Raw genomic sequence first — 25,473 nt, forward strand, 5'->3', positions numbered from 1 at the left:
GAACAGCGTGCCGTGGACGGCGACGCAATTACCCGCTGCGCTCCAGCAGGGTTCTTGCCGCGCCGAGCACCAGGCGGCAGACGTCGTCGGGATCCGCGCTGGCCAGCGGCTCCTTGCCGGTGATGTCGCGGACCAGGCCGATCCCGAGCAGCCAGGCGAGGACGAGGTCGGCCCGCAGCTCCGCGTCGTCGGCGTCGCTCAGGGTGGCGAGCACCTTCGCGTACTCCTCGCCGAGCTGTCGCCGGACCGCGGCCGCGGCACTGTCGTGCCCGGTCGAGCGCAGGTACGCGTCGAGGGTGCGGTCGCGGCCGGTGTCGGACTCCAGCATGCTGCGCAACGCCGTCCCGAGCAGTTCGTCCGGTGGGGTGGTGGCGATCTGCTCGCGTCCACCGCGCGCCAGGACCTCCTCGAACAGCGCGTCCTTCGACCCGAAGTAGCGGAACAGCAGGGCCTGGTTGACGCCGGCGAGTTTCGCGATGTCGCGCACGGTCGTCCGGTCGAAGCCGCGTTCGGCGAAGAGGGCCGCCGCCGCGTCGAGCAGGGCCGCCCTGGTCGCGGCCGCGTCGCGCCTGCGGACCTGCGGTTCTTCCGTCATCGGCAAAGGCTAGCCGGGCGTCGCACGGTAGGCGCATTGACGCTCAGCGTGATCATGGTTAGCGTTGTAAGCAGTTGCTTACAAACCGCCGAGCCGGGGGGTTTCCGGACAAATGACCACCACAGACACCGAATTCGTCGCCTATCCCTTCAACGAGGACGCCGGCCTCGAACTCAACGAGGCGTACGCGGCGGCCCGCGCCACCAAGGGCATGCTCCGCGTCCGGCTCCCGCACGGTGAGCCCGCCTGGCTCGCCACCCGATACGCCGACGCCCGGTTCGTGCTGGGCGACCGGCGGTTCTCCCGGGCGATGGCGGCGGAGAAGGACGAGCCGCGGATGGCGCCCGGCAGGCGGCCCGGCGGGATCCTGAGCATGGACCCGCCGGATCACACCCGCCTGCGCACGCTGGTCGCGAAGGCGTTCACCATGCGCCGCGTCGAGCTGCTGCGCCCGCGCGTCGCGGAGCTGGCGGCCGGCCTCATCGAGGACATGAAGGCCAAGGGACAGCCCGCGGACCTGGTCGAGGACTACGCGCTGCCGATCCCGGTCGCGGTGATCTGCGAGCTGCTCGGCGTTCCCGTCGAGGACCGGCCGAAGTTCCGCGTGTGGAGCGACGCCGCGTTGTCGACCAGCCCGCTGACCACCGAAGAGATGATGGCCAACCAGGACGAGCTGCGGGCGTACATGCACGTGCTCGTCGAGCAGCACCGCGCCGAACCGCAGGACGACCTGATGACCGCGCTGATCGAGGCGCGCGACGTCCGCGACCGGCTGAGCGAGCTGGAACTGGTCGACATGTGCATCGGCATCCTGATCGCCGGGCACGAGACCACCGCCAGCCAGATCCCCAACTTCGTCTACGCCCTGCTCGAACAGCCGGAGCAGCTCGCCCGCCTGCGCGCGGACTTGGACCTGATCCCGGCCGCGGTGGAGGAACTGCTGCGGTTCGTCCCGCTCGGTGCCGGAGCCGGGTTCGCCCGCTACGCCACCGAAGACATCCAAGTGGGTGATGTGCTGGTGAAGGAGGGCGAGCCGGTGATGGTCGCGATCGGCGCCGCCAACCGGGACGGGCTCCAGTTCACCTCGGCGGAAACCCTCGAATTCGGCCGGGAGGCCAATCCCCACCTCGGTTTCGGGCACGGCGTGCACCACTGCCTCGGCGCCCCGCTGGCCAGGCTCGAACTGCAGGAGGCCTTGAAGGCGCTCCTGCGAGATCTCCCCGGGCTGCACCTCGACGGCGATATCGTGTGGAAGACCCAGATGCTGGTGCGGGGCCCCCGCTCCATGCCGATCGGATGGTGAGCATGAGCTGGAAAGTCGAGGTCGATGGCAACACGTGCATCGGCTCGGGGATGTGCGCGGCGCTGATGCCGGAGGTCTTCGAACTCGAAGGCGCCGTGGCGACGGTGGTCAAGGGAGAGGTGGATCCGGACGAGACGGTGCTCGACGCGGCGGATTCCTGCCCCGCGATGGCCATCGAGGTGACGGAAAAGGGTGAGGTGATCGGGCCGAGGCCCTGAACGCCGCCCTTTAATGCGTGGCGGTCGTCGGTGAAGGGGCGTAGTACGAACAGGGTGAGCGACGACGGCTTGACCCTCCGCACCCTGACCACCGACGACTTGCCCGCACTCTCGGACATGCTGGCGCGTGCTTTCCTCGCCGATCCTTCGGAAGGCTTCCAACACCGCGAAGGGCTGGTGTTCGAACCCGAGCGTTCGCACGGCGTCTTCGACGGCGACGAACTGATCGGGATGGGGGAGATCCTCACCAGGAAGATCACCGTTCCCGGCACAGGACCGACGCCGTTCGCGGGGATCACGTCGGTCGGCGTCGCTCCGGGGCATCGGCGGCGGGGTGCGCTCACCCGGGTCATGCGGGCGCAGCTGCACGGCCTGCACGACGACGGCGCCGAACCGATCGCCGCGTTGTGGGCGTCCGAAGCCGTCATCTACCCCCGCTTCGGATACGGGCTCGCGGCACAGTTCTACCGCGCGAAGATCCGCGCGAAGTCCGCGTTCCGGCCCGGCGTCGAACTCGAAGCCGAGCGCGTGCGCGAAGTCGGCCGCGAGCAGGCGATCCCGCTGATCAAGGCGATCTACGAAAAGGAAGCGCCCCAGCGGGTCGGCGCGCTGGACCGGCCAGGGGCGACGTGGGAGTTCAACCTCGACGACCCGGAGCGGCGGAGGAACGGCGCGACCGCGTTCAGATTCGCCGTCCTTCCCGACGGCTATGTGATCTACCGGGTGAAGAACGACTGGAACGAAGAGGGCCCGCGAGGAATCCTGAGCGTGCAGGAGCTGGTCGCGACCACGCCGGAGGCGTACGCGACGCTGTATCGCTTCCTGCTCGACTACGACCTCGTCGTCACGGTGGAGGTGTCCGCCGCCCTCGACGAACCGCTCGTCCATCTGCTCGCCAACCCGCGGGCCATGACCCGGTCCGGCGGCGACTCCCTGTGGCTCCGGCTCGTCGACGTCGATCGGGCCCTCGTCACCCGGCGCTACAACGGTCCGGTGGACCTGGTGTTCGGTGTACGTGACGCCTTCTGCCCCTGGAACACCGGGAACTGGCGGCTCGTCGCGGGTGCCGACGGCGCCGCGGAGGTGACGCGAGTGGAGGACGTGCCGGATCTCGAACTGGACGTCACCGACCTCGGCGCGATCTTCCTTGGCGGGACCAGGCCGAGCACTCTGGCCGCGGCGGGCCGCATCAAGGAGCGGACCGCCGGCGCGGTCTCGCGGGCGACGGCCGCGTTCGCCACCGACCGCGAGCCGTCCTGCCTGGAATCCTTCTAGGGCTTCAGGATTCCGTGCTCGGTCACCACCGCGGTGATCAGTTCGTGCGGCGTCACGTCGAAGGCCGGGTTGAACACCTCCGCGCCTTCGGGCGCGACCTTCGTGCCACCGAAGGCCAGGACCTCGCCGGGATCGCGTTCCTCGATCACGATCCCGGCGCCGTCCGGCATCGAAGTGTCCACAGTGGACGACGGGGCGACGACCACGAACGGGATTCCGTGGTGTTTCGCCGCGATCGCCAGGCCATAGGTGCCGATCTTGTTGGCGACGTCGCCGTTGGCGGCGATCCGGTCGGCGCCGACGAGGACGCAGTCGACCAGGCCGCGGCTCATCGCCGCGGCGGCCGCTCCGTCGGGCTGGATCCGGTACGGGACACCGGCTTCGGCCAGTTCCCACGCGGTCAGGCGGGCGCCCTGCAGCAGCGGCCGCGTCTCGTCGACCAGCACCGACTCGACCAGGCCGCGGGCCTGCAGATGCCAGACGACGCCGAGCGCGCTGCCCCAGGCGACCGTCGCGAGGTGGCCGGCGTTGCAGTGGCTCAGCAGCTTCAGCGGTCGCCGCCCGCAGTGCTCGATCACCACGTCGGCCGCCAGCCGGGAGGCCTCGTGGTTGATCCGTTCGTCCTCGTCGAGAATCGCCAGCGCTTCGGCGAGAACGGCTTCCGGCCCCTCCGGGAGCTTCGCGAGGGCGCGGGAAACGCCCCAGCTCAGGTTGACCGCCGTCGGCCGGGCCTGGGCGACGCGACGCGCTTCGGCCTCGACGTCGCCTTGCGCCCGGGTGGCGAGCACGACGCCGAGCGCCCCCGCCGCGCCGAGCGCCGGTGCCCCGCGTACCGCGAGCCGCTGGATGGCGGCGACGAGTTCGCCGACCGTGCGCAGTTCGAGCACGCGGTACTCGGCGGGAAGGACGGTCTGGTCGATGATCGTGACCGCGCCACCGGTCCAGTCGATCGTCCTGCGCATGGCTCCCCCGTGAAATCCGGTTGTCCCGTCGCGACCGCCTCGGTGAGGATGCGGCTCGTGACCATTGAACGCCACCATCCGCCCGGTCTGCACCCCACACCCACCTACCACCACGTGACCATCGTCGAAGGCCGCAGAGACGTCCACCTCGCCGGCCAGTGTCCGCTCACCGAAGACGGCAAGGTCGTCGAAGGCGATGTGCTCGACCAGGTCGACCAGGTCGTCGCGAACACCGCCGCCGCGCTCGCCTTCGCCAAGGCGACCCCGGCGGACGTCGTGCGCACGGTGATCTACGTGGTGACGCCGGACGCGGACGTGCTCTCGGCCGTGTGGGACCGGTTCGTCGGGTCGGCGATCGGGGAGGCCTTCACCACCGCGAGCACCCTGCTCGGCGTCGCGCAGCTCGGCTACCCCGGGCAGCTCGTCGAACTCGACGTCACCGCCGCCACCGCCTGACCTGCGCGTCGAGTCCGCGAAGTTCCGTGAAGGCCTCCTTGAGGGACCCAGAGTCCCTCAAGGAGGCCTTCACGGACTGCGGCAGGCTTCGTCAGGTGATGATCGTGACGACCGGCTCCCCGGCCTTCGCGGCTTCAGCGAAGAAGGTCACCAGCTCGTTGTAGTGCCCGCGAACGTAATCGAGCGCGTCCGGCTCGTCCCAGATCGACGGGTAGATACCCTCGGCCTCCAGTTCCGAGAGCTCGACGCCTTCCAAGAGCCGATCGAACCCGGTCCGCGCCATCTCCGCCGAGACCGTCCGCACCTGGTCCGCGATGAAGTACCGCGGTGGCCCGTCGCTGTCGGCTTCCCCCAGCAAGGTCCCGCCCAGTACGAAGTCGACCTCGAACCCGGCGCGCTTCGCCAGGAACCACAGCGCGTTCCACGCCTTGTCGATGTCCATCGCCCGCTCGGTCCCGTCGGCCTTTTCGGCGTAGGTCCAGTACCGCTCGGGCTCCTCGATCAGCTCGCGCAATTCCTCCGGCGTGACCCGGAGATACGCACCGCACATGCCCATCGGTCAGAGACCGGCCATGATGTCGGTCTCCGTGATGCCCGGACCCTGCCCGGCACGGATGAACCACTCGACGCCGAACGCCTGCGCGAAAGCCTCGTCGGGCATCGCCAGGAAGAACGAGTCCTCGCTGATCTGGCTGGCGTGCGCGCGCATCGCGGCCCGCTTGTACGGCAGGTACGCGGTGACGTCCACCCTCGCCGTCAGGATCGCTTCCGGCTTGCCGAACTCCGAACCGTCTTCGAAATCGGGAAGGTCCTCGGCCTTCATCTGCCCGGTCCGCACCGCTTCCTCCATACCGCGGCGCATCTCGTCACTGTTGCTCGTCGCCTCGTAGACCCGCGGCGTGCCCGCCAGCTCGGCCGCGCGCATGCCGACGCGGTGCACCTGGATGTGGTCCGGATGCCCGTAGCCGCCGTTGTCGTCGTAGACGGTCAGGACGTCGGCCTGCTCCTCGCGCAGGATCGCGGCCAGCCGCTGCGCGGCCTCCTCGACGTCGGCCTGCCAAAACGTGCCGGGCACGTCGTTGCGCGGCTCGCCCATCATGCCGGAATCGGTGTACCCCAGGAACTCCACGCGTTTGGCCCCCAGGACCTCGGCGGAGGCGTGCGTCTCCTGCACGCGGCGCTGCCACAACTCCTCTCCGTCGTCGAGGAACCCGTCCGGCACCTCGCCGACCTCCCCCCTGGTCGCGACGACGAGCACGACACGGTGACCTTCCTCGAAGGCCTTGCGCATGACGCCACCCGCGACGATGCACTCGTCGTCGGGGTGGGCGTGAAAACTCACCAATGTGGCCATGGTGGGGAAACTACCGGGAGGCACCGACATATTCCGGCGTTCCGCCACCTCAGGCCGGGAAGGTCCGCCCCAGGAACTCCAGCGTCAGCGCCCAGGCCGCCGCCGCGGGCTCCGGCTGATGGAACATCGGCGCCACGTGGTTGTGGAACGCGTGCCCCGCGCCCTCGTGGATGTGGATCTCCGCCCCGTCGTGGGAGGCGACCGCGTCGGCGAGGCGGCGCACGCCTTCGACGGGAATGTAGGGGTCCGCGCCCCCGAACTGGAACTGGATCGGGCAGGTGATCCGATCCAGCAACGGAAGCTGCTCGGGCACACGCGAGCCGTAGTACGAGACCGCGACGTCCGGGTCGCCTTCGGCGGCGGCCGCGTAGGCCATCGAGCCGCCGAGGCAGAAGCCGAAGACGCCCGCGCGGCCGTCGGTTTCGGGCAGCGCGCGCAGTGTCGCCAGGGTCGCGAGCACGTCGGTGACGGCGCTCGCCGGGTCCAGTTGGCCGGCGACGGCCATCGACGCGGAGACCCCGGCTTCGTCGTGCGTGGCCGACCATCCGGGCGAGATCCGCCAGAACAGTTCGGGCACCGCGACGACGTAGCCGAGAGCGGCCAGGTCCGCGGCGACCGACTTGAGGTAGTCGTCGAGGCCGAAGATCTCCTGGATCAGCACCAGGCCCGGGCCGGAGCCGGATTCGGGCAGCCAGAGCGGGGCGTCGAACGAGCCGTCGGCGACGGTCACCTTGGTCATCGGGTTCCTTCCAGTGCGCGCACGAGGCAATCCGTCACGAGGGCGGCCTGCGTGCCGTCGGGGTCGAGGTCGGGATCGAAGATGGTCAGCTCCAGTCCGGCGGCGCCGGGGATCGCGAGCAGACCGCGGAGCAGCTCGACGAGTTTGTCCGGGCTGAGCCCGCCCGGATCGGGACTGTCCACAGCGGACACATACTCCGGATCGAGCGTGTCGATGTCGATGTGGATCCAGAAACCTTCCAGTGGCGCGAAAATCTCCCGTGCGGCGGCGAGCGCGCCGTCAGTGCCGGACGCCATGATCTCCTGGCTGGTCACGACCCGGAGCCCGGCGTCCCGTGCCTCGGCGGACTCCTCCGCGCGAACGCCGAGCACGAGGACGTCTTCGTCGCGGACGTAGGGCTTCAGACCGTCCACATCGGCCAGTTCCGGCTGGCCCCGGCCGGTGACGACGGCGAGGGCCTCACCGCCCACGGAGGCGACGTACTCGGAATTGCCGAGGTGCCGGAAGTCGTCGTGTCCGTCGAAGTAGACGATGCCGTAGCGGCCTTCGCGACGCAGCGTCAGCATCGCGGCGAGCGCGATCGAGCAGTCGCCGCCGAGCACCACCGGGAAGCCGCCGTCCGCGCGGATCTTCGCGAGGCGTCCGGCGAGGGCCTCGGTGTAGGCCGCGATCCCGGCCGCGTTCCGCACGCCGCCGTCGGGCGACCAGGCGGGCAGATAGCGCGGCGGGGTGACGACGCCGCCGTCGGCTGCCCCCAACCGGGTGAGCAGGCCGTGGTCACGCAGCGCGCCCGGCGCCTTGTAGCAGCCCGGGACCACACCTTCGGCGGGCGGCCGCAGCCCGAGGTTGGACGGCGCGTCGAGCAGTACGAGATTCCCCATGGTCACACCGTAGTAGCGATGTCTGGTGCCGCGCCGTCCGTCCCTTTAGGTTGATGGGACGGACGGAGGAGGCCCCATGGCGGAGCGGACCAAGTACATCCTCGACGAAGCGGATATGCCGACCCGGTGGTACAACGTCGTCCCGGATCTGCCGGAGCCGCCGCCACCGCCCTTGCATCCCGGCACCCGCGAGCCGGTCGGCCCGGACGATCTCGCGCCGCTGTTCCCGCAGGCGCTCATCGCCCAGGAGGTCAGCACCGAGCGGTACATCGACATCCCGGACGAGGTCCTGGACGTCTACCGGCTCTGGCGTCCGTCGCCGCTGTTCCGGGCGCGGCGGCTGGAGAAGGCGCTCGGCACCCCCGCGCGTATCTACTACAAGTACGAGGGCGTCAGCCCGGTCGGCTCGCACAAGCCCAACACCGCCGTGCCGCAGGCGTTCTACAACGCGGCGGAGGGCGTCACCAGGCTGACCACCGAGACCGGCGCCGGGCAGTGGGGGAGCGCGCTCGCGTTCGCCTCCGCCACCTTCGGGCTCGAATGCGAGGTGTGGCAGGTCCGCGCCTCCTACGACCAGAAGCCGTATCGCAAGCTGATGATGGAGACCTTCGGCGCGAAGGTGCACCCGAGCCCGTCCGAGCTGACCGAATCCGGCCGCGCGATCCTGGCCGCCGATCCGGACTCGACCGGGAGCCTCGGTATCGCGATCAGCGAGGCGGTCGAGCAGGCGGCGCAGGCGGAGAACACCCGCTACGCGCTGGGCAGCGTGCTCAACCATGTGCTGCTGCACCAGACGATCATCGGTGAAGAGGCGCTCAAGCAGTTCGAGCTGGCCGGGGACACCCCGGACGTCCTCGTCGGCTGCACCGGCGGCGGATCCAACTTCGGCGGGCTCGCCTTCCCGTTCCTGCGCGAGAAACTCGCCGGGCGGATGGACCCGGTGATCCGCGCGGTCGAACCGGCCGCCTGCCCGACGCTCACCCGCGGGAAGTACGCGTACGACTTCGGGGACACCGCCGGGCTGACACCGCTGCTGAAGATGCACACGCTCGGTCACGACTTCATCCCCGACCCCATCCACGCCGGTGGCCTGCGCTACCACGGGATGTCACCGCTGATCTCGCATATCTACGAACTCGGGCTGATCGACGCGATCGCCATCGGGCAGGAGGACTGCTTCGCCGCCGGAGTGCGGTTCGCCCGTACGGAGGGCATCATCCCCGCGCCGGAGCCGACGCACGCGCTCGCCGCGTGTATCCAGGAAGCGTTGCGGTGCAAGGAAACCGGGGAGGAGAAGGTGATCCTGACCGCGCTGTGCGGGCACGCGCACCTCGACCTTCCGGCGTACGGCGCGTACCTGGCGGGGAACATCTCCGATCACGCGCTGCCCGACGAAGCCCTCGAGAAGTCCCTCGCCGGCCTTCCGTAACCCTCGCGCGGATGTCATGAAAGGGTCGTTCAGGACGAAAAATGTCCTGAACGACCCTTTCATGACATCCGGGAAGGGGTCAGCCGGTCACCTGGTAGCCCGAAGTCCGGTTCCGCCCGGTGTTCTTCGCCTGGTACAGCGCCCGGTCCGCCACGGCGAGCACCGTGTCCAGATCGGCGACCCCCGGCCGGTCGGCGAGCCCGATCGACACCGTGACGTGCTCGGGCAGGTCACCGGCGCGCGACGCCACGCTCGACCGGATCCGCTCCGCGATCGCGTGGGCGTGCACGGCGGGCGTGCCGGGCAGCAGGACGACGAACTCCTCGCCACCGAAGCGCCCGACGAGATCCGTGCCGCGCACCTCGGTCCGCAGCGTTTCCGCGATCGCCGCCAGATACCGGTCGCCGACCAGATGCCCGTGCCGGTCGTTGATCAGTTTGAACCGGTCGACGTCGACCATCAGCAGGCTGGTGTGCCGCCCCGCGCGCCGCGCGCGGTCGAGTTCGTCGGTCGCGGCCTCACGCCACGCCTTCGCGTTGAGCAGCCCGGTCTTGGCGTCGCTGCGCGCCTGCCGTTTCAGCTGCCGCAGCAGGACCCCGCGGTGCAGTACCAGCGTGATCCCGACGACCAGCAGCAGCACCACCGGCCAGTCCCGCAGCGCCCACGCGACGATGACGCCGAGCGCGATCGTCGCCGCTTCGAGCGCGTACTCGAACGGCTTCGCCAGCGCGTCCCGCAGCCGTTCGTGCGGGGTGCCGTAGTACACCGCGATCGTCATCAGCACGGTGTTGACCAGCAGGAACACCCCGCCCGCCGCGACCACCGAACCGAACGAGGAGGCGTCGCGGGGGAGCACGTCGAACGGCTCCGCGTACCGGGCGAGGAAGGCGGCCGCGGCGAATCCCGAGAGCACCGTCGCGGAGGCGGAGAACATCCGCCGGAACAACGGGTTCGGCTGCCCGCGGAACCAGCGGTAGAAGAACGACACGGCGATGACCAGCGCGGCGAGCGCCGGGTGCACCAGCAGCACGGCGGCGAAGGTCCACACGCTGTCGAGCGAGATGTGCGGCGTGCCGGCGAACCGCTCCCGGACCCGCTCCACCGGGCGCGACAATTCGGTGTACAGCACGGAGCTGAGGATCAGGATCGCGAAGGGCACCGCGTCGCCCTCGGTGAACGGGACGCGGAGAAAAGACCAGGCGGATCCGGCGATCGCCGCGACGTCCACCAGGAGGACGAAGCCGATCAAACCACGGTTGGGTAGCCGCCACAGCGCCCAATTCGTTAGCGCCACGGAGACGAACGTAATCGGTTGGATACTAGGTGTCACTACGCTGTATGGGTAGGCGTGGGTGCACCACGCGTGACCGGAAGCGGGAAAGCGGAGGGGGTGAGCCCTATGCGCGGGCAGAACTGGTGAGTACCGGGTTCCGGTCTAAAGGGGGTGCGGTGGGGCCACGTGGCGCCAAGCCCGGGTGGCCGGAACAGCCACTACGAGACCGGCGAGTGCGATGACCGAGACCGTCGTCGCCGGTGAACCGAGCACGCCGACGAGCAGGCCGCCGGCGATCAGCCCGATTCCCTGCACGGCGATGAGTCCCGACCCGGCGAGGCCGAAGGCCTGGCCTCGTTCGGTGTCGGGTACCAGCCGCATGAACGTGGTGCTCGCGGTGACCTGGTAGGCCGCGCACATCCCGGACAGCACGAGCAGTCCGGCGGCGTAGGGGAGCGAAGGCCGGAACCAGAACGCCGCGAGCGGCACGATCGCGCCGAGTGCCAGCACGCCGACCAGGCGCAACCGGAGCTCGGGCCGCACGAGGCGGCCCAGTACGAAGACCCCGAGCACGATCCCCGCGGGATGCGCCGCGAGCAGCAGCCCCGCGGTCACCGCCCCGCCGCCGATCTCCGCGGCGTAGGGCACGGCGAGCCCTTCCGGCACGATCACGAAACCCGCCAGCCATGCCACGCCGACCAGAGCGCGCAACCGGCGATCACGCCAGATCGTCCTGGCGCCCGCCGAAAGCCGCCGCACGGTCGACGTCGCCGGTCCGCTCGCTCCCGAAGCCGGCCGCGCGCGGACCCCCAGCCGCAGGACGACCGCCGAGACGGCGAACGTCACCGCGTCCAGCGCCAGCCCGCGTCCCGGCCCGATCGCGGCGATCACCGCGCCGCCCAGCGCGAATCCGGCCAGCTGACCGATCTGGTTGGTGATCTTCAGCAGGGACTGGCCGAGCACGTAGGAATCCCCGCTGAGCACCGACGGGAGGACCGCGGCCTGCGCGGCGGTGAACGGCGCGTTGGCCAGCTGCACCACCACAAGCACGGCGGCGAGCACGGGCAACGGGATGCCGGGGACGGCGAGCACCGCGACCAGGAGCGCGCGGACGACGTCGGAGCAGACCATCACCGCGCGGCGCGGGTACCGGTCGGCCAACCCACCGAGCAACGGCCCGCCGATCAGGTCGGGGAGGTAGGTGAGCGCGTACGTCAGCGCGGGCCACGTCGCCGAGCCGGTGCGCTGGAACACCAGCACCGACAGGGCGACCCTGGCCACCTGGTCGCCGAGGATGGACTGGAGTTCCGCGAACCAGATCGCGCGTAGTTCACCGACCGCGAGGATCTGCCGGAAGGTCGCCTTGGAGTCCACGAGGTGACCACCCCCGCCCGGTCGAGTGAGTCACTCAGCGTACCGCTCCGGGCGCGGGTGGTGAACCCTCGGAGCTACTCCGTGCCGCAGGTGATCTTCGGCTGCGGGTTGTAGTGCACGTTCCGCGTGTGGCGCCGGATCTCGCGGCCGGTCGCGGCGTCCTTGATGACCCGGGTGTCCGAGGTGGTGAAGCCGGGCGCGCCGTTGCTGGGCTTGCAGTTCTCGGCGGGGCCAGGCTTCGTCGGCGGCTCGGACGGGTTGGTGCGGCCGCCCGGGATCGACTCGACGGTGTACTTCTTGGTGCCCCACAGCCGGATCGTGATGTCCGACGGCGTCCAGATGGTCTGGATCGCGACACCGGTGTCCGTGTCGTTGGTGAACTTCAGGTCGATGACACTGCCACCGCTGTGGTTCTGGAACACGGTCGCCTCGCGCGCGGCGGGGTAGCGGCTGATGTAGTAGCTGTGTTCCTTGTGCTCGGTGTCCTTCATGCCGGCGAAGTACGAAGCGTTGTACAGCGTGGTCGCGAACTGCGAGATCCCGCCGCCGACCTCGCGGCCGGGCGCGCCGTCCTTGATGACACCCGCCTCGACGTAGCCCTGCGCGGCGCCGCGCGGCCCGGTGAACCCGTTGAGGCTGAACGTCTCGTTCGGCTTCACGATGGCGCCGTTGACCTTCTGCGCCACGACCCGGATGTTCGTCCCCGAGTCCGGGGCGAATCCGCCGGTCTTGAACTCGCTGACGACCTCCTTGATGCCGAGCTGGTTCGCCTGCTCGGTGGTCACCTTGGCCGGGGTCTTCTTGTAGGTCACCGGCAGCTCGCGCGGCGCGGCGCGCTTGAGCACGTCGAGCACCGGCTTGAGGCTCGGCTCCCAGTCGACGACGTTGGCGTCCTCGGAGGGCTGGACGGTCGGCTTGCCGCCTTCGAAGACGATCTGCGCGTCCTTGCCCTCCTTTTCGGTGGACTTCAGCTGCGGGCCCGCGGCCTCGATGATCTTGTTGTTGTCCACCTTCGGGTTCAGCACACCGCCGTCGACGGGCTCGAAGGTCAGCGCGGCCGCGATCTGCTCGGGTTTGACGACCGCGTCCTTGCCCTCGCCCTTGACGACCATCGGCGCCGCCACGGCGGGCTTCGCGATCTGCTCGAGCGCGGCGTGGACGGCCTCCGGCGAGACCTTCACCGGGGTCTGGGTGACCGCGAGTGTCAGCGGCTCGCCGCCGGCCCAGCGCTCCAGGATGGTCTTCTTGGCGGCTTCGAGGTCGAGCTTCTGCCCGGTCTTCGGCTCGACCGCGATCGGCTTGGCCTCCTCGAAGCGCACGGTCCCCTCGACGGGGTCGCGGTCGACCTTGTCGCGCAGGTTCTCCAGCGCGCCGGTGAGCTTGGCGTCGTCGGTCTGCGTGACGACACCGACCTCGGTGGTCGAGAAGAACGACGCGATCCGCGTGAACGGGTTCAGCGGCTGGTCGCCCGCCTGGTCCAGGGTGGCGGGCCAGTCGAGGCGCAGGCCGGCGTTGTTCGGCGCCAGCGACTCCTCGGCGTCGCCCGCGACGACCTTCACCGGCCGGGTCAGCCGCGGCTCGATACCGCCACGGAGTTCCTTCTCGGCCGCCGTGCGGTCCATCCCGCCGACGTCGACCCCGGCGACGGTGACGCCGCGGGGGACGCTGCCCTGGGAGACCAGCACGTCGAGGGCGTACGCGACGACCAGGAGGCCGAACACGCCGCCGCCGATGAAGGCGGCCTTGCGATAGCTGCGACGGCGCTTCGGTGGCGTGGGCTCCTGCGGCGTGGCAGACTCCGCGAACCCGGGCGTGACGACCGGGAGAATGTCCGTCTGCTCAGCGTGGGACTCGGGCCAGCGCGGTTCCTGCGGCAACTCTCCACCCTCCACGGTCCGGCGAGCGCCGGGCTTCGTGATCGAACGTCCGGGCCTTCCACACGTTCCGGACGTAGGTTCAAGATACGGGGCGCGTTTTGTGAGCCTGCAACTCGCCCGGTTGGGTGATCGGGTCACTCCGTCGGGTGGTCACTGGGCGTCAGGTTCCGGATTTTCGCCCACTCTGGCGAGAAAGTCGAAGTCACAGCCTTCATCGGCTTGCGTGATGTGTTCGGCGTACAACGCGCCGTAACCCCGTTCGTACCGCGGGGCGGGCGTGGTCCACTCCGCCCGGCGACGTTGCAATTCCGCATCATCGACGTCGAGGCTCAGCCGTCGCGAAGGGACGTCCAGGGTGATCGGGTCGCCGTCGCGGACGAGCGCGAGCGGACCGCCCACATGGGACTCCGGTGCGACGTGCAGCACGCAGGCGCCGTAGCTGGTGCCGCTCATCCGGGCGTCGGAAACGCGGACCATGTCGCGGACCCCCTTGGCCAGCAGGTGATCCGGCAGCGGCAGCATCCCGTACTCGGGCATGCCGGGGCCGCCGAGCGGGCCGGATCCGCGCAGCACCAGCACCGAGTCCTCGGTGATGCCGAGCGCGGGGTCGTTGATGCGCTTCTTCAAGTCCCGATAGTCGTCGAAGACCACCGCCGGTCCAGTGTGGACGAGCAGCCGCGGTTCGGCGGCGATGTGCTTGATCACCGCCCCGGACGGCGCGAGATTCCCGCGCAGCACCGCGACTCCTCCTTCGGTGGCGACAGGATTGTCACGCGTGCGGATGACGTCGTCGTCGTGTACCCGCGCCGAAGCCAGGTTCTCGCCGAGTGTTCGGCCGGTCACCGTCACCCGATCGGTATGCAGCAGGTCGGTCAGCCGGGAGAGCAGGCCGGGAAGTCCGCCGGCGTAATAGAAGTCCTCCATCAGCCAGTCGCCGCCCGGCCGGATGTTCGCCAGCACCGGGACCCGGCGCGCGATCGCGTCGAAATCGTCGCATGCCAGCGGGATCCGCGCGCGTCCGGCCATCGCGATCAGATGGATGACGGCGTTGGTGGAGCCGCCGAGCGCCAGCACGGTGGTGATCGCGTCGGCGTAGGCGCGCTCGTCGAGGATCTTCGTGATGGTGAGGCCCTCCCACACCATCTCGACGGCACGCGCGCCGCTCGCCGCCGCCATCCGGTGATGCGCCGAATCGACGGCGGGGATCGACGCGGCGCCGGGCAAGGTCAGCCCGAGTACTTCGGCGACCGACATCATCGTGGACGCGGTGCCCATCGTCATACAGGTTCCGGGGGAACGGGCCAGCCCACGCTCCAATTCGGACAGTTCCTCGTCGCCGATCAACCCGGCCCGCTTGTCGTCCCAGTACTTCCACATGTCGGTGCCGCTGCCGAGCACCTCGTTCCGCCAATGCCCGCGCAGCATCGGTCCCGCGGGTACGAAGATCGCGGGCAGCCCCGCGCTCGTCGCGCCCATCAGCAGCGCCGGGGTCGTCTTGTCGCAGCCGCCCATGAGCACCGCGCCGTCGATCGGATAGGACCGCAGGATCTCTTCGGTCACCATGGAAAGCAGGTTGCGGTAGAGCATCGGCGTCGGCTTCTGGAACGTCTCGGACAGCGTCGCGACCGGGAACTCCAGCGGGAATCCGCCCGCCTGCCACACTCCGCGTTTGACCTGTTCGGCCCGCTCGCGCAGATGCATGTGGCAGGGGTTGATGTCACTCCAGGTGTTGAGGATCGCGATGACGGGTTTCCCGAGGTGTTCCTCCGGGTTGTAGCCGAGTTGCCTGCTGCGGGCACGATGGCTGAAGCCGCGCAGCTCGTCGCCGCCGAACCAGCGATGGCTCCGGAGTTCCTCGGAGTTCCTCATGACCGCGAGTATGGCATCTCATATATGATCGGGCCCATGTCTTCGACCTTCAGCCTGCCCGCTTCACGGACCGAAGTGGTGCTCGACGAGATCCGCCGCGGCATCCTCACCCGGGAGTTGAAGCCCGGCCAGCCGCTGGTCGAAGCCGAGCTCGCGGCCAGGCTCGGCGTCTCGAAGACGCCGGTCCGCGAGGCGCTCAAGGTGCTGTCGAACACGGGGCTCGTGACGTTCAGCCCGTACAAGGGCGCTTCGGTGTGCGTGGTGGACGCGGAGCTGGCGAAGTCCGTGTACGACGTCCGCATGGTGCTGGAGCCCGAGGCCGTGCGCCGGTCGGTCGAACGCCGCTCCCCGGACCTGCTCGAAGACGCCGCGGAAGCGCTGAAGGAGGCGTCGGCGGCGCTTTCGGACAAGGACCACGCCGCGCTCAGCCTGCTCAACCGCCGGTTCCACCGGGCGCTCTACAGCGGCTGCGGCAATCCGCTGATGGTCTCGATGCTGGACGATCTCAGGGACCGTGCCGCGCTGATCAGCGTGGTCGGCTGGGAGACGAATCCCAGCTGGCGCAAGGAATGGAACGAGCACAAGGCGGTGCTGGCGGCGGCGAAGAAGGGTGACGCCGAAGGTGCGGCCCGGTTGCTGCGCGCCCACATCGGCGATTTCCTGGAGCGGACCCTCGAGACCATCGGAGACGCTTGATGCGGCTGCTGCTCATCGCCGACACCCATCTGCCGCTGCGCGCGAAGGCGCTGCCGGAGCAGGTCTGGCGCGAGGTCGACGAGGCGGACGTCGTCGTCCACGCCGGCGATTGGGTCGAGGCCGCCCTGCTGGACGAACTCGAAGCCCGGAGTAAGCGGCTCATCGGCGTCTACGGCAACAACGACGGCGCTGATCTGCGGGCGCGGCTTCCCGAGATCGCGCGGGCGGACCTCGACGGCGTCCGGCTGGCGGTCGTCCACGAAACCGGCGGCAAACAGGGCCGTGAACGGCGCTGCGACGAACAGTTCCCGGACACCGACGTCCTCGTGTTCGGGCACAGCCACATCCCCTGGGACACCGTCACGCCGAACGGGCTGCGGCTGCTGAACCCCGGCTCGCCGACCGACCGGCGGCGGCAGCCGTTCTGCACCTATCAGACCGCCGAGGTCCGCGACGGCGAATTGCGCGACGTCACGCTGCATGAGCTGCCTCTTCGCCGCTGACGGGGTAGACAGGTAGGCATGGAACCGGCGCAGGCGTTGAGGGAGATCGCGTTCCGGCTGGAGCGCGCGGGCGAGCCGACCTACCGGGTACGGGCGTTCCGGCAGGCGGCCTCGGTGATCGCCAAGATCGAGGCGGACGACCTGCGCAAACGCGCCGCGGCGGGCACCTTGACCGCGTTGCCGAACATCGGCAAGGCGACCGCGGCCGTCGTCGAAGACGTCCTCGCCGGCCGCCGTCCCGCGTACTTCGAGAAGATCGGCGAGCCGAAGCTGCCCGACGGCGGCGCGATGCGGGCGGCGCTGCGCGGCGACTGCCACACCCATTCGGACTGGTCCGACGGCGGGAGCCCGATCGAGGAGATGGCCGAGGCCGCCCGCGCGCTCGGCCACGAATGGATGGTGCTGACCGATCACTCGCCGCGGCTGACCGTCGCGAACGGGCTCTCGCCCGAGCGGCTGCGCCGTCAGATGGACGTCGTCGCGGAACTGAACGAGACCATGGCGCCGTTCCGGATCCTGCACGGCATCGAGGTCGACATCCACCTGGACGGCACGCTCGACCAGGAGGAAGAACTGCTGGAGCGGCTGGACTTCGTCGTCGCGAGTGTCCACTCGAAACTGCGGATGCCCGCGAAGGAGATGACGCCGCGGATGATCGCCGCGGTGCGGCATCCGCGGGTCCGCGTGCTGGGGCACTGCACCGGACGGCTCGTGATGGGCGGCCGCGGGAAACGGCCGGAGTCGGAGTTCGACGCCGAAGCGGTGTTCACCGCGTGCCGGGACAACGGGGTCGCCGTCGAGATCAACTCGCGCCCCGAACGCCGGGATCCGCCGACGCGGCTGCTGAACCTGGCCGTGGACCTGGGCTGCGATTTCGCGATCGACAGCGACGCGCACGCGCCCGGTCAGCTGGACTGGCTGGTCTTCGGCTGCGCGCGGGCCAACGAACTGGGGATCGAGCCGGAGCGGGTGATCAACACGCGGACCGCCGAGGACCTGCTCGCCTCGTGAGTGGCAAGGACGGTTAGAACCGTCCTTGCCACTCACGAGGCCGTGCGCTAGTCGATCTCGTACGGGTCCCCGTAGACCGCCCACTTCAGCGGGGTGTGCAGGTCGAGGTTGCCGTCGTTGAGCCACACCAGCTGCGCGGTGTCGATCCGAGACGTGTCCGCGTGCGCCTCTTCCTGCTTCATGACCACGCGCCGCGCGTCGAGGAACGCCTTGAGGTACGCCGTCTCGTCACCGCCCTGCGCGGGCGGCTTCGCCTGCTGGAGAGCGGCCGAGCGGATACCGCCGAAGCTGTCCTGGCTGGTGCCGGGGCCGTGCATCACGATGGCGTCGTAATAGATGAATTGTCCCAGTGCGCCCAGACCGTCCGATTTCGCCTGGTTCACCGCCGGGTCGAAATAGACGCGGTCCCGTTCGCTGTTCTGCGCCGCCTTGAAGTCCTCACGGCCGGCGGCCTCCCGCCACGCGTTTTCGAAACCGGTGCCCAGCCCTTCGTGCGATTCGGTGCCGTCGACCTCGCGCAGCGCCGGGAGGTATTCCGCGAGCGGGTTGTCCGGGACCGAGTTCGTGTAGCGCTCGACGAGTTCCAGCATGTCCCCGGTGCCGGAACAGAACCCGATGATGCCGGCGGTGTACCCGCGCCCGTCGCCGATGTCCTCGATGTAGGAGTACTGCGCTTTCCAGTCCAGGGAAGAGTTTTCCGCACTGGAGACGATCTGCATCGCGATCTCCTTCTTCTCCGGCGAGGCGAGATCGCCACCGGAAGCGAAGATCGACGCCGACGCCGGGACGGGCGCCGCGGACGCGAGCGAAGAGATCGCGACAGGGCCGGAAACGGCGAGGGCGAGCACGGAGACCGCGCCGAGAGCACGACGCATCGCGGGCCGCAGGGTGTCACTCATGAAAGGTGTCCCTTTCCACAGAGAATTGTCATTTTCTCATCAGGTGTTGCTGCGGCGTGGGCACACGATAACCATGGGTGACAGTTTCCGGCAAGAGGGCGAGCCGGTTAAAGATTCTTGCGCAGCAGCGCCGACCCCAGTTGCGTGAGGTGATGCCGCACGGTGTTGCCCTCACGCGTACTGAGCACGAGACCCGCTTCACGCAGCACCGTGGCGTGCTGGCTCGCCGACGACATGGAGATCCCCGCGCGGCGCGCGACATCGCTGGTCCGCCCGCCGCCTTCGATCGTCTCCAGCACGGCCGCACGCGTGTGCCCCAGCAGTGTGGCCAAGGCGGAGCCGTGGCCGGGGTGCACGGTTTCGGGAACGTGCTCTTCGATGGGGTGGACGAGCACCGGCACCCGATCGTTCTCGACCAGGGTCACCCCGGTCCGCCAGCAGAAGTACGACGGGATGAGCAGCAGCCCCCGCCCGTCGAGGTGGAGGTCGTGGTGCACGGGGTAGTCGACCTCGAGCACCGGCGCTTTCCACCGCATCGCGGGGGAAAGCCCGCGCAACAGCCCGTCGACGCCTTCCGTGAGCAGAATCCGTGCCTGTCTCGCACGCTGACGGTCGAAGCAGGCGAGGACGTCGTTCCAGACGGGCTCGATCGCCGCACGGTGGTAGGACCGGACCGCTCGCGTCAGCGCGCCGAGCGCCGCCGGGTTGGCGTCACCCAGATCCCGTGCCCACGGCGTCGGCCGCCGGGATCGGGCCAGTGTCGCCAGATCCCGCCGCAGGGCGAGGCGCTCGGTGCGGCACACCAGGTCCAGTTGCTCGTCGAGGTCTTCGCCGGAGGGCGTGAGGAAGTCCGGGAAGTACCCGCTGGGCGGGACGAGCGTCAGCAACGGACCCGCGGCCTTCGGCAGGCGGGTGCGGACGGCGCCACGCCACTTCCGCACCCGCAGGTCCCCGTCCCCGCGCTGCAGCCGGTGCAGGCTCAACGTCGTCTCCCACAGCGGATCCGGCCTCGTCGCGACCCTGACGCGGCCAAGATCGTCTCCGGAAAAATGCACGCGCAGCACAGCGCCCCCTCCCCAGGTCCCCGCAGGAATTAACGCACGGAATGCCCGTCTTGGCGATGTTTCAGCGAGAACTAAAACTGGCCGGGGGAGTCGCACCGGGCCTGGCACGGTTCGTCGGGCAAGGTCCACTACCGAGGGGATGAAGATGAACATCAGGAAGCTCGGCATCGCCGCCACGGGTGCGGCGATGGCGTTCGGGACGCTGTTCGCGGCCGCACCCGCCCAGGCGGCGACGACCAACAGCTGGGAGGTGAAGTGCAGGCAGTTCCAGTACAACGAGGTCGTCTCAGGCGGATGGACCGAGTTCTGGGCGACCTGCAGCGGCAACACCGTCACCATCAAGGGCAAGGTCTACGACAGCGCGGCCGACAATCGTTGCATCGTGCTCAAGATCTACTGGCCGAGCGAGAACCGCTGGGACACCAGCCGCAAGGCCTGCCCCAAGAACACGAATCAGTCCTTCACCTTCACCGGGCTCAAGGCCGCGAATCCGTGGGCGCACCTCTCCTCGGTGCCGGCGGGCTGATCCTCGGTCGCGCGGTGGGCACGTCCGTCGTCCGCACAGGCCACCCGGGCTATCGCCGGTCGCCGGTGTAGACGACGGCGGCGCACACCGCGTCGACCCCCGAGATCAGCTCGGCGAGCGCCTTCGGCAGTTCCCGCTGAGTGGACTCCACCCAGGCGCGCAGGCCCGCCCGGTCGAGTTCCGGTTCGCAGAAGTCGTCGAGCCCGATGGTCCAGGCCAGCAGCGCCAGGCAGACCGAATGCGGATCCGGCTGTTCGGTGCCGAGGACGGCCGCCCGCACCTTGCTGCGCGCGGCCGTCGACAACAGCAGATCCCGCGGCGGGTACCGGTGATTCTTCCGCATGGGCATCCGGTCGGTCTCGCGGTCGATCACCCCGGCGGCGAGCAGATTCCCCGCGACCGTTTCGCCGAGGTCGTGCCGCAGATGCGTGACCCATTCCCGGACGGTGTGCCGCTCGCGTTCGGCCAGGATTTCCGAGAACACCCCGTCGAGCGGGGGATGGGCGAGGCCGCGTCGTGACAGCGGGCGGATTCGCTTGCGTTCCACGGTGATCCGCTCGGCGAGGAGGAGATCGCAGAGCGCGGAACCGGCCATTCCGATCCCGAGTCCCGTGCGGCGCAACGCGGGTTTTCCGGTGAACTCGTCGTGGGCGAGAAAGAACAGGGAATCGACCAAGGTCAGCCGACGCATGAATGGCACGCCCTCCGGCGTTGAAGTGCGGGACGGCCAAAGTAGCGGTAGCGCGCGTACCACTGCGACCCGAGGTCCGTTTTTAGCCTGAACGGACGTACCTCGCCGGGGTACCCGGCCCTAAGGTGGGATGGCTTCGGAAGATCAAGATCTTTCACCGCCATACCGACGTCCGGGGGGACGGGTCCATGGGTACGCAAAGACCGCGGCGCGGTCTCGGTCATCGACGGCTCGGGGCCGCCCAGATCGTGTTCTTCGTGGTGGCCGCGGCGGGTCCGCTCTTCGCCATCGCGGGCGGGGTCCCGACGAACTACGCGGTCACCGGCAATGTCGGCGTGCCGCTGTCGTTCCTTCTGCTCGCCCCGATCCTGGGCCTGTTCGCCGTCGGGTACGCGGCGATGAGCCGCTACATCACCAACGCCGGCGCGTTCTATCCGTATGTCGCCAACGGTGTCGGCAAATCCACCGGCGCCGGGATCGCCTTCGTCACGCTGATCTCCTACAACGCCATCCAGATCAGCATCTACGGCCTGTTCGGCTGGTCGGTGTCGACCTGGCTGGGCACGCTCACCGGATCCCCGCCGCCGTGGTGGTTGTGCGCGCTGGTGATGGTGCTCCTCGTCGGCGCGCTCGGTGTCCTGCGGGTCGATCTCAACGCCAAGGTGCTCGGGGTGGCGCTGTGCCTCGAGGTGGCCGTCGTCGCGATCGTCGACATCGCGTTGTTTTCGAATCCGGCCGGTGGCGGCGTTTCCTGGGTCCCGCTGGAGCCGTCGAGCCTGTTCACCACCGGCGTGGGCGCGGTGTTCGCGTTCTCCGCGGCCGCGTTCATCGGCTTCGAGGGCGCGGCGACCTACGGCGAGGAGACCAGGGAACCCAGCCGCACGGTCGGCCGGGCGACGTTCGCCGCGATCGCGCTCACCGCGGTGCTCTACGTCGTCTCGTCGCTCGCGCTGGCCGTGGGCACCGGGCCGGACGTCATCGTGACGACCGCGGCCGCCCAGGGGCCGGATCTGCTGTTCAACCTGGCGGGCGAACATCTCGGCGGCACGTTCTCCGACGTCGCGTACACGCTGTTCGTGACCGGCCAGTGCGCGGCGCTGCTGAGCTTCCACAACGCCGTCGCGCGGTATTTCTTCGCGCTGGGCAGGGAAGGGCTGCTGCCGCGCTCGCTGGCCAAGACCAGCAAACGCACCGGCGCGCCGGTGGCAGGCTCGCTCACGCAGACCGCGCTGGCGCTGACGGTCGTGTCGCTCTTCGCGATCGCGGGCCGCGACCCGGTGACCGAACTGTTCACCTGGCTCGGCACGACGGCGTCCACCGGGGTCGTGGTGATCATGATCGCCGTCTCGCTTTCGGTGATCGGCTTTTTCAAACGGCGCCGCGACGCCGAAAACGCCTGGCGCCGCTGGGTCGCGCCGTCGCTGGCGATCCTCGCGCTGTCGACCGTCCTCGCGCTGATCCTGCTCAATTTCGATCTGCTGCTCGGCCCGGCCGGGACGTTCCTGTTGCGCTGGGGGCTGCCCGGTCTCGTGCTCGTCGCCGCACTGGCGGGTTTCCTGCGCGCGGAAGTGTTGCGGACGAGGGATCCCGAGACGTACGCCGCCATCGGCGGACCGCTCGAAGACGAGGAGCTCGCCGCCGCCAAGCTGTCCTAAATGGACGCACGTGACGGACCCCTCGTCGATTTGTCTATAAAGGAATGGTAAAGTGGCGGGCAGATGACGACCACCCGTGCCCCCGCCGCACGGCACCGTTCCGTCTTCTTCCTGCTGATCTTGCTCGTCTTCGCCTTCGTCACGCCGACCGTTCCCCATGGGCACGGCCGGGCCGCGAAGGAAGATCCCGTCGCCGTCTTCGCGACCCATCCGCTGCCCGCCTTCCACGGCGGGCAGGCCGTTCCCCTCGCCGACGCTCCCGCCGAAGCGGAGACCGTCGACCTCCCCGACGCCGGCCATGCCCCTGAGCAGGGCGAACCCGTCGTCATCACCCGTGCGGTGCCCCGGGCGCCAGCGCGGGCACCTCCGCGCTGATCGGCGTCTTCTTCCCGCATCAGCCATCCATCGGAGGTCTCCATGAGTTCCGGTCATGCCCTGCTGGCCGTCGGCGGGGCGTTCCTCGCCGCCGGTGTCATCGCCAGAGCCGGCGCCCGTATCGGGCTGCCCACCATCCCCCTGTTCATGCTGGCCGGTTTCGTCTTCGGCCCCAACACCCCCGGACTGTCCCTTGTGGACGATCCAGCCGAGCTCGGTGTGCTCGCCGGTCTCGGCCTCGTCTTCCTCCTGTTCTACCTCGGCCTCGAATTCTCCCTCGACGACCTGGCCAAGGGCGGGCGCAAACTCGTCTGGTCCGGGCTGATCTACCTGATCCTGAACATCGGCGGCGGGCTCGCGTTCGGCTTCCTGCTCGGCTGGGGGACCAGGGAGGCGCTGGTCATCGCCGGTGCCATCGGTATCTCGTCGTCGGCGATCGTCACCAAACTCCTGCTCGAATCCCGCCGGATGGACAACCCCGAATCCCGGCTGATCATGGGCATCATCGTGATCGAGGACATCTTCCTCGCGCTGTACCTGGCGTTGCTGCAGCCGGTGCTGTCCGGCGCCGGGAGCTTCGGCTCGGCGGTCACCGATTTCGGCAAGGCCTTCGCGTTCCTGATCGTCATGGCCGCGCTCGCCCGCTGGGGCGGCCGGGTGGTGTCGAAGCTGTTCGGTTCGGCCGACGACGAGCTGCTGACCGTCTGCTTCGTCGGTGTCGCGGTCATGGGCGCAGCCGTCGCCGAGGAGGTCGGGGTGTCCGACGCCATCGGCGCGTTCATGGTCGGCATGATGCTCGGCGGTTCGAAGGTCGCGCCGCGCATCCACAAGCTGGTGCTCCCGCTGCGGGACGCGTTCGGCGCGCTGTTCTTCTTCATCTTCGGGCTCAGCATCGACCCGAACGCGGTCGGCTCGGTGGTCGTGCCGGTGCTGATCGCGGTGGCGCTGACGATCGTGCTGAACCTGGGCGCGGGCGCGCTGGCCGCGCGGGTCAACGGGTTCGATCGGCAGGCCGGGGTGAACATCGGGCTGACCGTGCTCACCAGGGGAGAGTTCTCGCTGGTGCTCGCGGCGATGGCGACCGCGGCCGGGCTCGACTCGCGGGTCGCGCCGTTCGTCGCGGGCTACGTCCTGCTGCTGGCCGTGATCGGTCCAGTCGCGGTCATCCGTTCCGAGAAGCTCACCTGGTTGCTACCGGCGAGTATTGTCCGAGGCTCGACCCGCCGCGACGAGCCGGCCAGGGCGACGTGACGAGGAGGCCTGGGTGACGGAGCGGTTCGGCGGCTACCAGAACGAGATCTACCTGCAGGGGCTCGGCGGGACCTTCCCGCCGTGCTCCACCGACGCCACGAAGCTGGAGGAGTCGGCGCGGGAGATCCTGGAGCCCGGGCCGTTCTGGTACGTCGCCGGTTCGGCCGGTTCCGGTGCCACCGCCCGGGCCAACCGAGAGGCCTTCGACCGCTGGCGCCTGGTGCCGCGGATGCTCACCGGCGCCACCGAACGCGATCTGTCCACGACGGTTCTCGGCACGCCCGTTCCGGCGCCGGTGCTGCTGGCGCCGGTCGGCGTGCAGTCGATCGTCCACGAGGGCGCCGAGCCGGCGGCCGCGCGGGCCGCGGCGTCGGTCGGCCTGCCCTACGTCATGTCGACGGCGTCGTCCACGAGCATCGAGGACGTCGCCGAGGCCAGTGGTGAGGGGCCGCGCTGGTTCCAGCTGTACTGGCCGACCGACAACGACGTCTGCGCCAGCATCCTGGCGCGGGCGAAGGCCGCCGGGTTCACCACGCTCGTCGTCACCCTCGACACCTGGACGCTCGCCTGGCGGCCGAACGACCTCGACCACGCGTACCTGCCGTTCATCAAGGGCGTGGGCCTGGGCGTCCCGCTGAGCGACCCGGTGTTCCGCGGCCTGCTGGAGAAGACGCCCGAAGAGGACCCGCCCACCGCGATCCTGCGCTGGATCTCGATGATCACCGGCACCGACAGCACTTGGGACCGGCTGCCGTTCCTGCGCGAGCACTGGGACGGGCCGATCGTTCTCAAGGGCATCCAGCACCCCGACGACGCACGCCGCGCCGTGGACGCCGGGATGGACGGGATCGTCGTGTCCAACCACGGCGGCCGCCAGGTCGACGGCGCGGTCGCCTCGCTCGACGCGCTCCCGGAGATCGTGGCCGCGGTCGGCGACCGGCTGGAGATCCTGTTCGACTCCGGCATCCGCACCGGCGCCGACATCGCCAAGGCGCTCGCGCTCGGGGCCAAGGCCGTCCTGGTGGGGCGGCCGTGGGTGTACGGCCTGGCGCACGCGGGAGAGGACGGCGTCCGGCACGTGCTGCGGAGTCTGCTCGCCGACCTCGACCTGACCATGGGCCTGTCCGGGCACCGGCGGCTCGCCGACCTCACGCCGGGCTCGCTCACCCGCTCCTGACCAGCGCGGTGTCGCCTCCG

26 protein-coding genes are annotated in these 25,473 nt (G+C 69.6%); 13 read left to right on the forward strand and 13 right to left on the reverse strand.

Annotation, left to right across the window (positions count from 1 at the left end; translation table 11 throughout):
- Positions 1-28: 28 nt before the first annotated feature.
- Complete coding sequence (locus AORI_RS49590; protein ID WP_016332110.1) at positions 29-595, reverse strand: TetR/AcrR family transcriptional regulator; 567 nt, start codon at positions 593-595, stop codon at positions 29-31.
- 112 nt (positions 596-707) lie between these two features.
- On the opposite strand from AORI_RS49590, the gene AORI_RS49595 reads away from it, so the two are divergent.
- From AORI_RS49595 to AORI_RS49605, 3 genes are read left to right on the forward strand one after another with little or no spacing between them, the layout of a single operon-like run.
- The gene (locus AORI_RS49595) at positions 708-1,898 is read left to right on the forward strand and encodes a cytochrome P450 (RefSeq protein WP_016332111.1); all 1,191 of its coding nucleotides are present in this window, start codon (positions 708-710) and stop codon (positions 1,896-1,898) included.
- Between the two features lie 2 nt (positions 1,899-1,900).
- Complete coding sequence (locus AORI_RS49600; RefSeq protein WP_016332112.1) at positions 1,901-2,116, forward strand: ferredoxin; 216 nt, start codon at positions 1,901-1,903, stop codon at positions 2,114-2,116.
- A gap of 54 nt (positions 2,117-2,170) precedes the next feature.
- Positions 2,171-3,391, forward strand: coding sequence for a GNAT family N-acetyltransferase (locus tag AORI_RS49605; RefSeq protein ID WP_016332113.1), 1,221 nt, complete (start codon positions 2,171-2,173; stop codon positions 3,389-3,391).
- On the opposite strand, the gene mtnA is transcribed toward AORI_RS49605, so the two are convergent.
- Positions 3,388-4,353 carry an S-methyl-5-thioribose-1-phosphate isomerase gene (gene mtnA / locus AORI_RS49610; RefSeq protein ID WP_016332114.1) on the reverse strand — a complete coding sequence of 322 codons (966 nt, stop codon included), beginning with the start codon at positions 4,351-4,353 and terminating at the stop codon, positions 3,388-3,390. The genes AORI_RS49605 and mtnA overlap by 4 nt on opposite strands.
- 48 nt (positions 4,354-4,401) lie before the next feature.
- On the opposite strand from mtnA, the gene AORI_RS49615 reads away from it, so the two are divergent.
- Positions 4,402-4,809, forward strand: coding sequence for a RidA family protein (locus AORI_RS49615; protein WP_228688321.1), 408 nt, complete (start codon positions 4,402-4,404; stop codon positions 4,807-4,809).
- 91 nt (positions 4,810-4,900) lie between these two features.
- Here AORI_RS49615 and AORI_RS49620 read toward each other — a convergent pair whose 3' ends face one another.
- From AORI_RS49620 to AORI_RS49635, 4 genes are read right to left on the reverse strand one after another with little or no spacing between them, the layout of a single operon-like run.
- Positions 4,901-5,365: a YfbM family protein gene (locus tag AORI_RS49620; RefSeq protein WP_016332116.1), complete on the reverse strand. Its 465-nt coding sequence runs from the start codon at positions 5,363-5,365 to the stop codon at positions 4,901-4,903.
- Between the two features lie 3 nt (positions 5,366-5,368).
- Positions 5,369-6,163 (reverse strand): PIG-L family deacetylase, encoded by a 795-nt coding sequence (locus AORI_RS49625; RefSeq protein WP_016332117.1) that lies wholly within the window; start codon positions 6,161-6,163, stop codon positions 5,369-5,371.
- A gap of 49 nt (positions 6,164-6,212) precedes the next feature.
- Entirely contained in the window at positions 6,213-6,902 is a 690-nt protein-coding gene (locus AORI_RS49630) for a dienelactone hydrolase family protein (RefSeq protein WP_016332118.1), read from the reverse strand.
- The gene (locus AORI_RS49635) at positions 6,899-7,783 is read right to left on the reverse strand and encodes an arginase family protein (RefSeq protein ID WP_016332119.1); all 885 of its coding nucleotides are present in this window, start codon (positions 7,781-7,783) and stop codon (positions 6,899-6,901) included. Before AORI_RS49635 ends, AORI_RS49630 begins: the two co-directional genes overlap by 4 nt.
- Before the next feature lie 76 nt (positions 7,784-7,859).
- On the opposite strand from AORI_RS49635, the gene AORI_RS49640 reads away from it, so the two are divergent.
- Positions 7,860-9,212 carry a TrpB-like pyridoxal phosphate-dependent enzyme gene (locus tag AORI_RS49640; protein WP_016332120.1) on the forward strand — a complete coding sequence of 451 codons (1,353 nt, stop codon included), beginning with the start codon at positions 7,860-7,862 and terminating at the stop codon, positions 9,210-9,212.
- 79 nt (positions 9,213-9,291) lie between these two features.
- Here AORI_RS49640 and AORI_RS49645 read toward each other — a convergent pair whose 3' ends face one another.
- From AORI_RS49645 to araD, 4 genes are all read right to left on the reverse strand, one after another.
- Positions 9,292-10,506: a GGDEF domain-containing protein gene (locus AORI_RS49645; RefSeq protein ID WP_228688322.1), complete on the reverse strand. Its 1,215-nt coding sequence runs from the start codon at positions 10,504-10,506 to the stop codon at positions 9,292-9,294.
- A gap of 141 nt (positions 10,507-10,647) precedes the next feature.
- The gene (locus AORI_RS49650; protein WP_016332122.1) at positions 10,648-11,859 is read right to left on the reverse strand and encodes an MFS transporter; all 1,212 of its coding nucleotides are present in this window, start codon (positions 11,857-11,859) and stop codon (positions 10,648-10,650) included.
- A 74-nt stretch (positions 11,860-11,933) separates the two neighbouring features.
- A complete protein-coding gene (locus tag AORI_RS49655; protein WP_016332123.1) occupies positions 11,934-13,736 on the reverse strand; it encodes a VanW family protein in 1,803 nt (600 codons plus the stop codon).
- 150 nt (positions 13,737-13,886) lie between these two features.
- The gene (gene araD / locus AORI_RS49660) at positions 13,887-15,605 is read right to left on the reverse strand and encodes an L-arabinonate dehydratase (protein WP_016332124.1); all 1,719 of its coding nucleotides are present in this window, start codon (positions 15,603-15,605) and stop codon (positions 13,887-13,889) included.
- Between the two features lie 36 nt (positions 15,606-15,641).
- On the opposite strand from araD, the gene AORI_RS49665 reads away from it, so the two are divergent.
- Genes AORI_RS49665 through AORI_RS49675 form a run of 3 tightly spaced genes read left to right on the forward strand, consistent with a single transcriptional unit; the run spans position 15,642 to position 17,815 of the window.
- Positions 15,642-16,301, forward strand: a complete 660-nt coding sequence (locus tag AORI_RS49665; RefSeq protein WP_016332125.1) for a GntR family transcriptional regulator — start codon at positions 15,642-15,644, stop codon at positions 16,299-16,301.
- The gene (locus AORI_RS49670) at positions 16,301-16,804 is read left to right on the forward strand and encodes a metallophosphoesterase family protein (RefSeq protein WP_016332126.1); all 504 of its coding nucleotides are present in this window, start codon (positions 16,301-16,303) and stop codon (positions 16,802-16,804) included. Before AORI_RS49665 ends, AORI_RS49670 begins: the two co-directional genes overlap by 1 nt.
- A gap of 18 nt (positions 16,805-16,822) precedes the next feature.
- Positions 16,823-17,815, forward strand: coding sequence for a PHP domain-containing protein (locus AORI_RS49675; RefSeq protein WP_016332127.1), 993 nt, complete (start codon positions 16,823-16,825; stop codon positions 17,813-17,815).
- A 47-nt stretch (positions 17,816-17,862) separates the two neighbouring features.
- On the opposite strand, the gene AORI_RS49680 is transcribed toward AORI_RS49675, so the two are convergent.
- Positions 17,863-18,714 carry a chitosanase gene (locus AORI_RS49680; RefSeq protein WP_016332128.1) on the reverse strand — a complete coding sequence of 284 codons (852 nt, stop codon included), beginning with the start codon at positions 18,712-18,714 and terminating at the stop codon, positions 17,863-17,865.
- A gap of 107 nt (positions 18,715-18,821) precedes the next feature.
- Positions 18,822-19,778, reverse strand: a complete 957-nt coding sequence (locus AORI_RS49685; RefSeq protein WP_016332129.1) for an ArsR/SmtB family transcription factor — start codon at positions 19,776-19,778, stop codon at positions 18,822-18,824.
- 145 nt (positions 19,779-19,923) lie between these two features.
- On the opposite strand from AORI_RS49685, the gene AORI_RS49690 reads away from it, so the two are divergent.
- Positions 19,924-20,304, forward strand: coding sequence for a hypothetical protein (locus AORI_RS49690; protein ID WP_228688323.1), 381 nt, complete (start codon positions 19,924-19,926; stop codon positions 20,302-20,304).
- A gap of 49 nt (positions 20,305-20,353) precedes the next feature.
- Here the strand turns inward: AORI_RS49690 and AORI_RS49695 are convergent, their stop codons facing one another.
- On the reverse strand, positions 20,354-20,995 hold the full coding sequence (locus AORI_RS49695; protein WP_016332131.1) for a GOLPH3/VPS74 family protein: 642 nt from the start codon (positions 20,993-20,995) through the stop codon (positions 20,354-20,356).
- Positions 20,996-21,183: 188 nt separating this feature from the next.
- Here AORI_RS49695 and AORI_RS49700 point away from each other — a divergent pair, with 188 nt between their 5' ends.
- The 4 genes from AORI_RS49700 to AORI_RS49715 all read left to right on the forward strand — a co-directional run bounded on the left by AORI_RS49700 (position 21,184) and on the right by AORI_RS49715 (position 25,453).
- Positions 21,184-22,650, forward strand: coding sequence for an APC family permease (locus AORI_RS49700; RefSeq protein ID WP_043847963.1), 1,467 nt, complete (start codon positions 21,184-21,186; stop codon positions 22,648-22,650).
- A 63-nt stretch (positions 22,651-22,713) separates the two neighbouring features.
- Complete coding sequence (locus AORI_RS49705) at positions 22,714-23,025, forward strand: hypothetical protein (protein ID WP_016332134.1); 312 nt, start codon at positions 22,714-22,716, stop codon at positions 23,023-23,025.
- Positions 23,026-23,067: 42 nt separating this feature from the next.
- Entirely contained in the window at positions 23,068-24,276 is a 1,209-nt protein-coding gene (locus AORI_RS49710; RefSeq protein WP_016332135.1) for a cation:proton antiporter, read from the forward strand.
- A 13-nt stretch (positions 24,277-24,289) separates the two neighbouring features.
- Positions 24,290-25,453, forward strand: a complete 1,164-nt coding sequence (locus AORI_RS49715) for a lactate 2-monooxygenase (protein ID WP_016332136.1) — start codon at positions 24,290-24,292, stop codon at positions 25,451-25,453.
- The last annotated feature ends 20 nt before the right edge of the window (positions 25,454-25,473 follow it).

The sequence above is a fragment of the Amycolatopsis keratiniphila genome (assembly GCF_000400635.2).
In the GTDB taxonomy this organism is placed as follows: domain Bacteria; phylum Actinomycetota; class Actinomycetes; order Mycobacteriales; family Pseudonocardiaceae; genus Amycolatopsis; species Amycolatopsis keratiniphila.

What these genes read in the sequence shown, in the direction of transcription:
- AORI_RS49665 (WP_016332125.1), top strand. Translation starts at nt 15,642, where the DNA reads ATGTCTTCGACCTTCAGCCTGCCCGCTTCACGGACCGAAGTGGTGCTC.
- AORI_RS49695 (WP_016332131.1), bottom strand. Translation starts at nt 20,995, where the DNA reads ATGCGTCGGCTGACCTTGGTCGATTCCCTGTTCTTTCTCGCCCACGAC.
- AORI_RS49640 (WP_016332120.1), top strand. Translation starts at nt 7,860, where the DNA reads ATGGCGGAGCGGACCAAGTACATCCTCGACGAAGCGGATATGCCGACC.
- AORI_RS49680 (WP_016332128.1), bottom strand. Translation starts at nt 18,714, where the DNA reads ATGAGTGACACCCTGCGGCCCGCGATGCGTCGTGCTCTCGGCGCGGTC.
- AORI_RS49710 (WP_016332135.1), top strand. Translation starts at nt 23,068, where the DNA reads ATGAGTTCCGGTCATGCCCTGCTGGCCGTCGGCGGGGCGTTCCTCGCC.
- AORI_RS49670 (WP_016332126.1), top strand. Translation starts at nt 16,301, where the DNA reads ATGCGGCTGCTGCTCATCGCCGACACCCATCTGCCGCTGCGCGCGAAG.
- mtnA (WP_016332114.1), bottom strand. Translation starts at nt 4,353, where the DNA reads ATGCGCAGGACGATCGACTGGACCGGTGGCGCGGTCACGATCATCGAC.
- AORI_RS49620 (WP_016332116.1), bottom strand. Translation starts at nt 5,365, where the DNA reads ATGGGCATGTGCGGTGCGTATCTCCGGGTCACGCCGGAGGAATTGCGC.
- AORI_RS49630 (WP_016332118.1), bottom strand. Translation starts at nt 6,902, where the DNA reads ATGACCAAGGTGACCGTCGCCGACGGCTCGTTCGACGCCCCGCTCTGG.
- AORI_RS49595 (WP_016332111.1), top strand. Translation starts at nt 708, where the DNA reads ATGACCACCACAGACACCGAATTCGTCGCCTATCCCTTCAACGAGGAC.
- AORI_RS49635 (WP_016332119.1), bottom strand. Translation starts at nt 7,783, where the DNA reads ATGGGGAATCTCGTACTGCTCGACGCGCCGTCCAACCTCGGGCTGCGG.
- AORI_RS49625 (WP_016332117.1), bottom strand. Translation starts at nt 6,163, where the DNA reads ATGGCCACATTGGTGAGTTTTCACGCCCACCCCGACGACGAGTGCATC.
- AORI_RS49675 (WP_016332127.1), top strand. Translation starts at nt 16,823, where the DNA reads ATGGAACCGGCGCAGGCGTTGAGGGAGATCGCGTTCCGGCTGGAGCGC.
- araD (WP_016332124.1), bottom strand. Translation starts at nt 15,605, where the DNA reads ATGAGGAACTCCGAGGAACTCCGGAGCCATCGCTGGTTCGGCGGCGAC.
- AORI_RS49615 (WP_228688321.1), top strand. Translation starts at nt 4,402, where the DNA reads ATGCGGCTCGTGACCATTGAACGCCACCATCCGCCCGGTCTGCACCCC.
- AORI_RS49690 (WP_228688323.1), top strand. Translation starts at nt 19,924, where the DNA reads ATGAACATCAGGAAGCTCGGCATCGCCGCCACGGGTGCGGCGATGGCG.
- AORI_RS49700 (WP_043847963.1), top strand. Translation starts at nt 21,184, where the DNA reads ATGGGTACGCAAAGACCGCGGCGCGGTCTCGGTCATCGACGGCTCGGG.
- AORI_RS49590 (WP_016332110.1), bottom strand. Translation starts at nt 595, where the DNA reads ATGACGGAAGAACCGCAGGTCCGCAGGCGCGACGCGGCCGCGACCAGG.
- AORI_RS49705 (WP_016332134.1), top strand. Translation starts at nt 22,714, where the DNA reads ATGACGACCACCCGTGCCCCCGCCGCACGGCACCGTTCCGTCTTCTTC.
- AORI_RS49600 (WP_016332112.1), top strand. Translation starts at nt 1,901, where the DNA reads ATGAGCTGGAAAGTCGAGGTCGATGGCAACACGTGCATCGGCTCGGGG.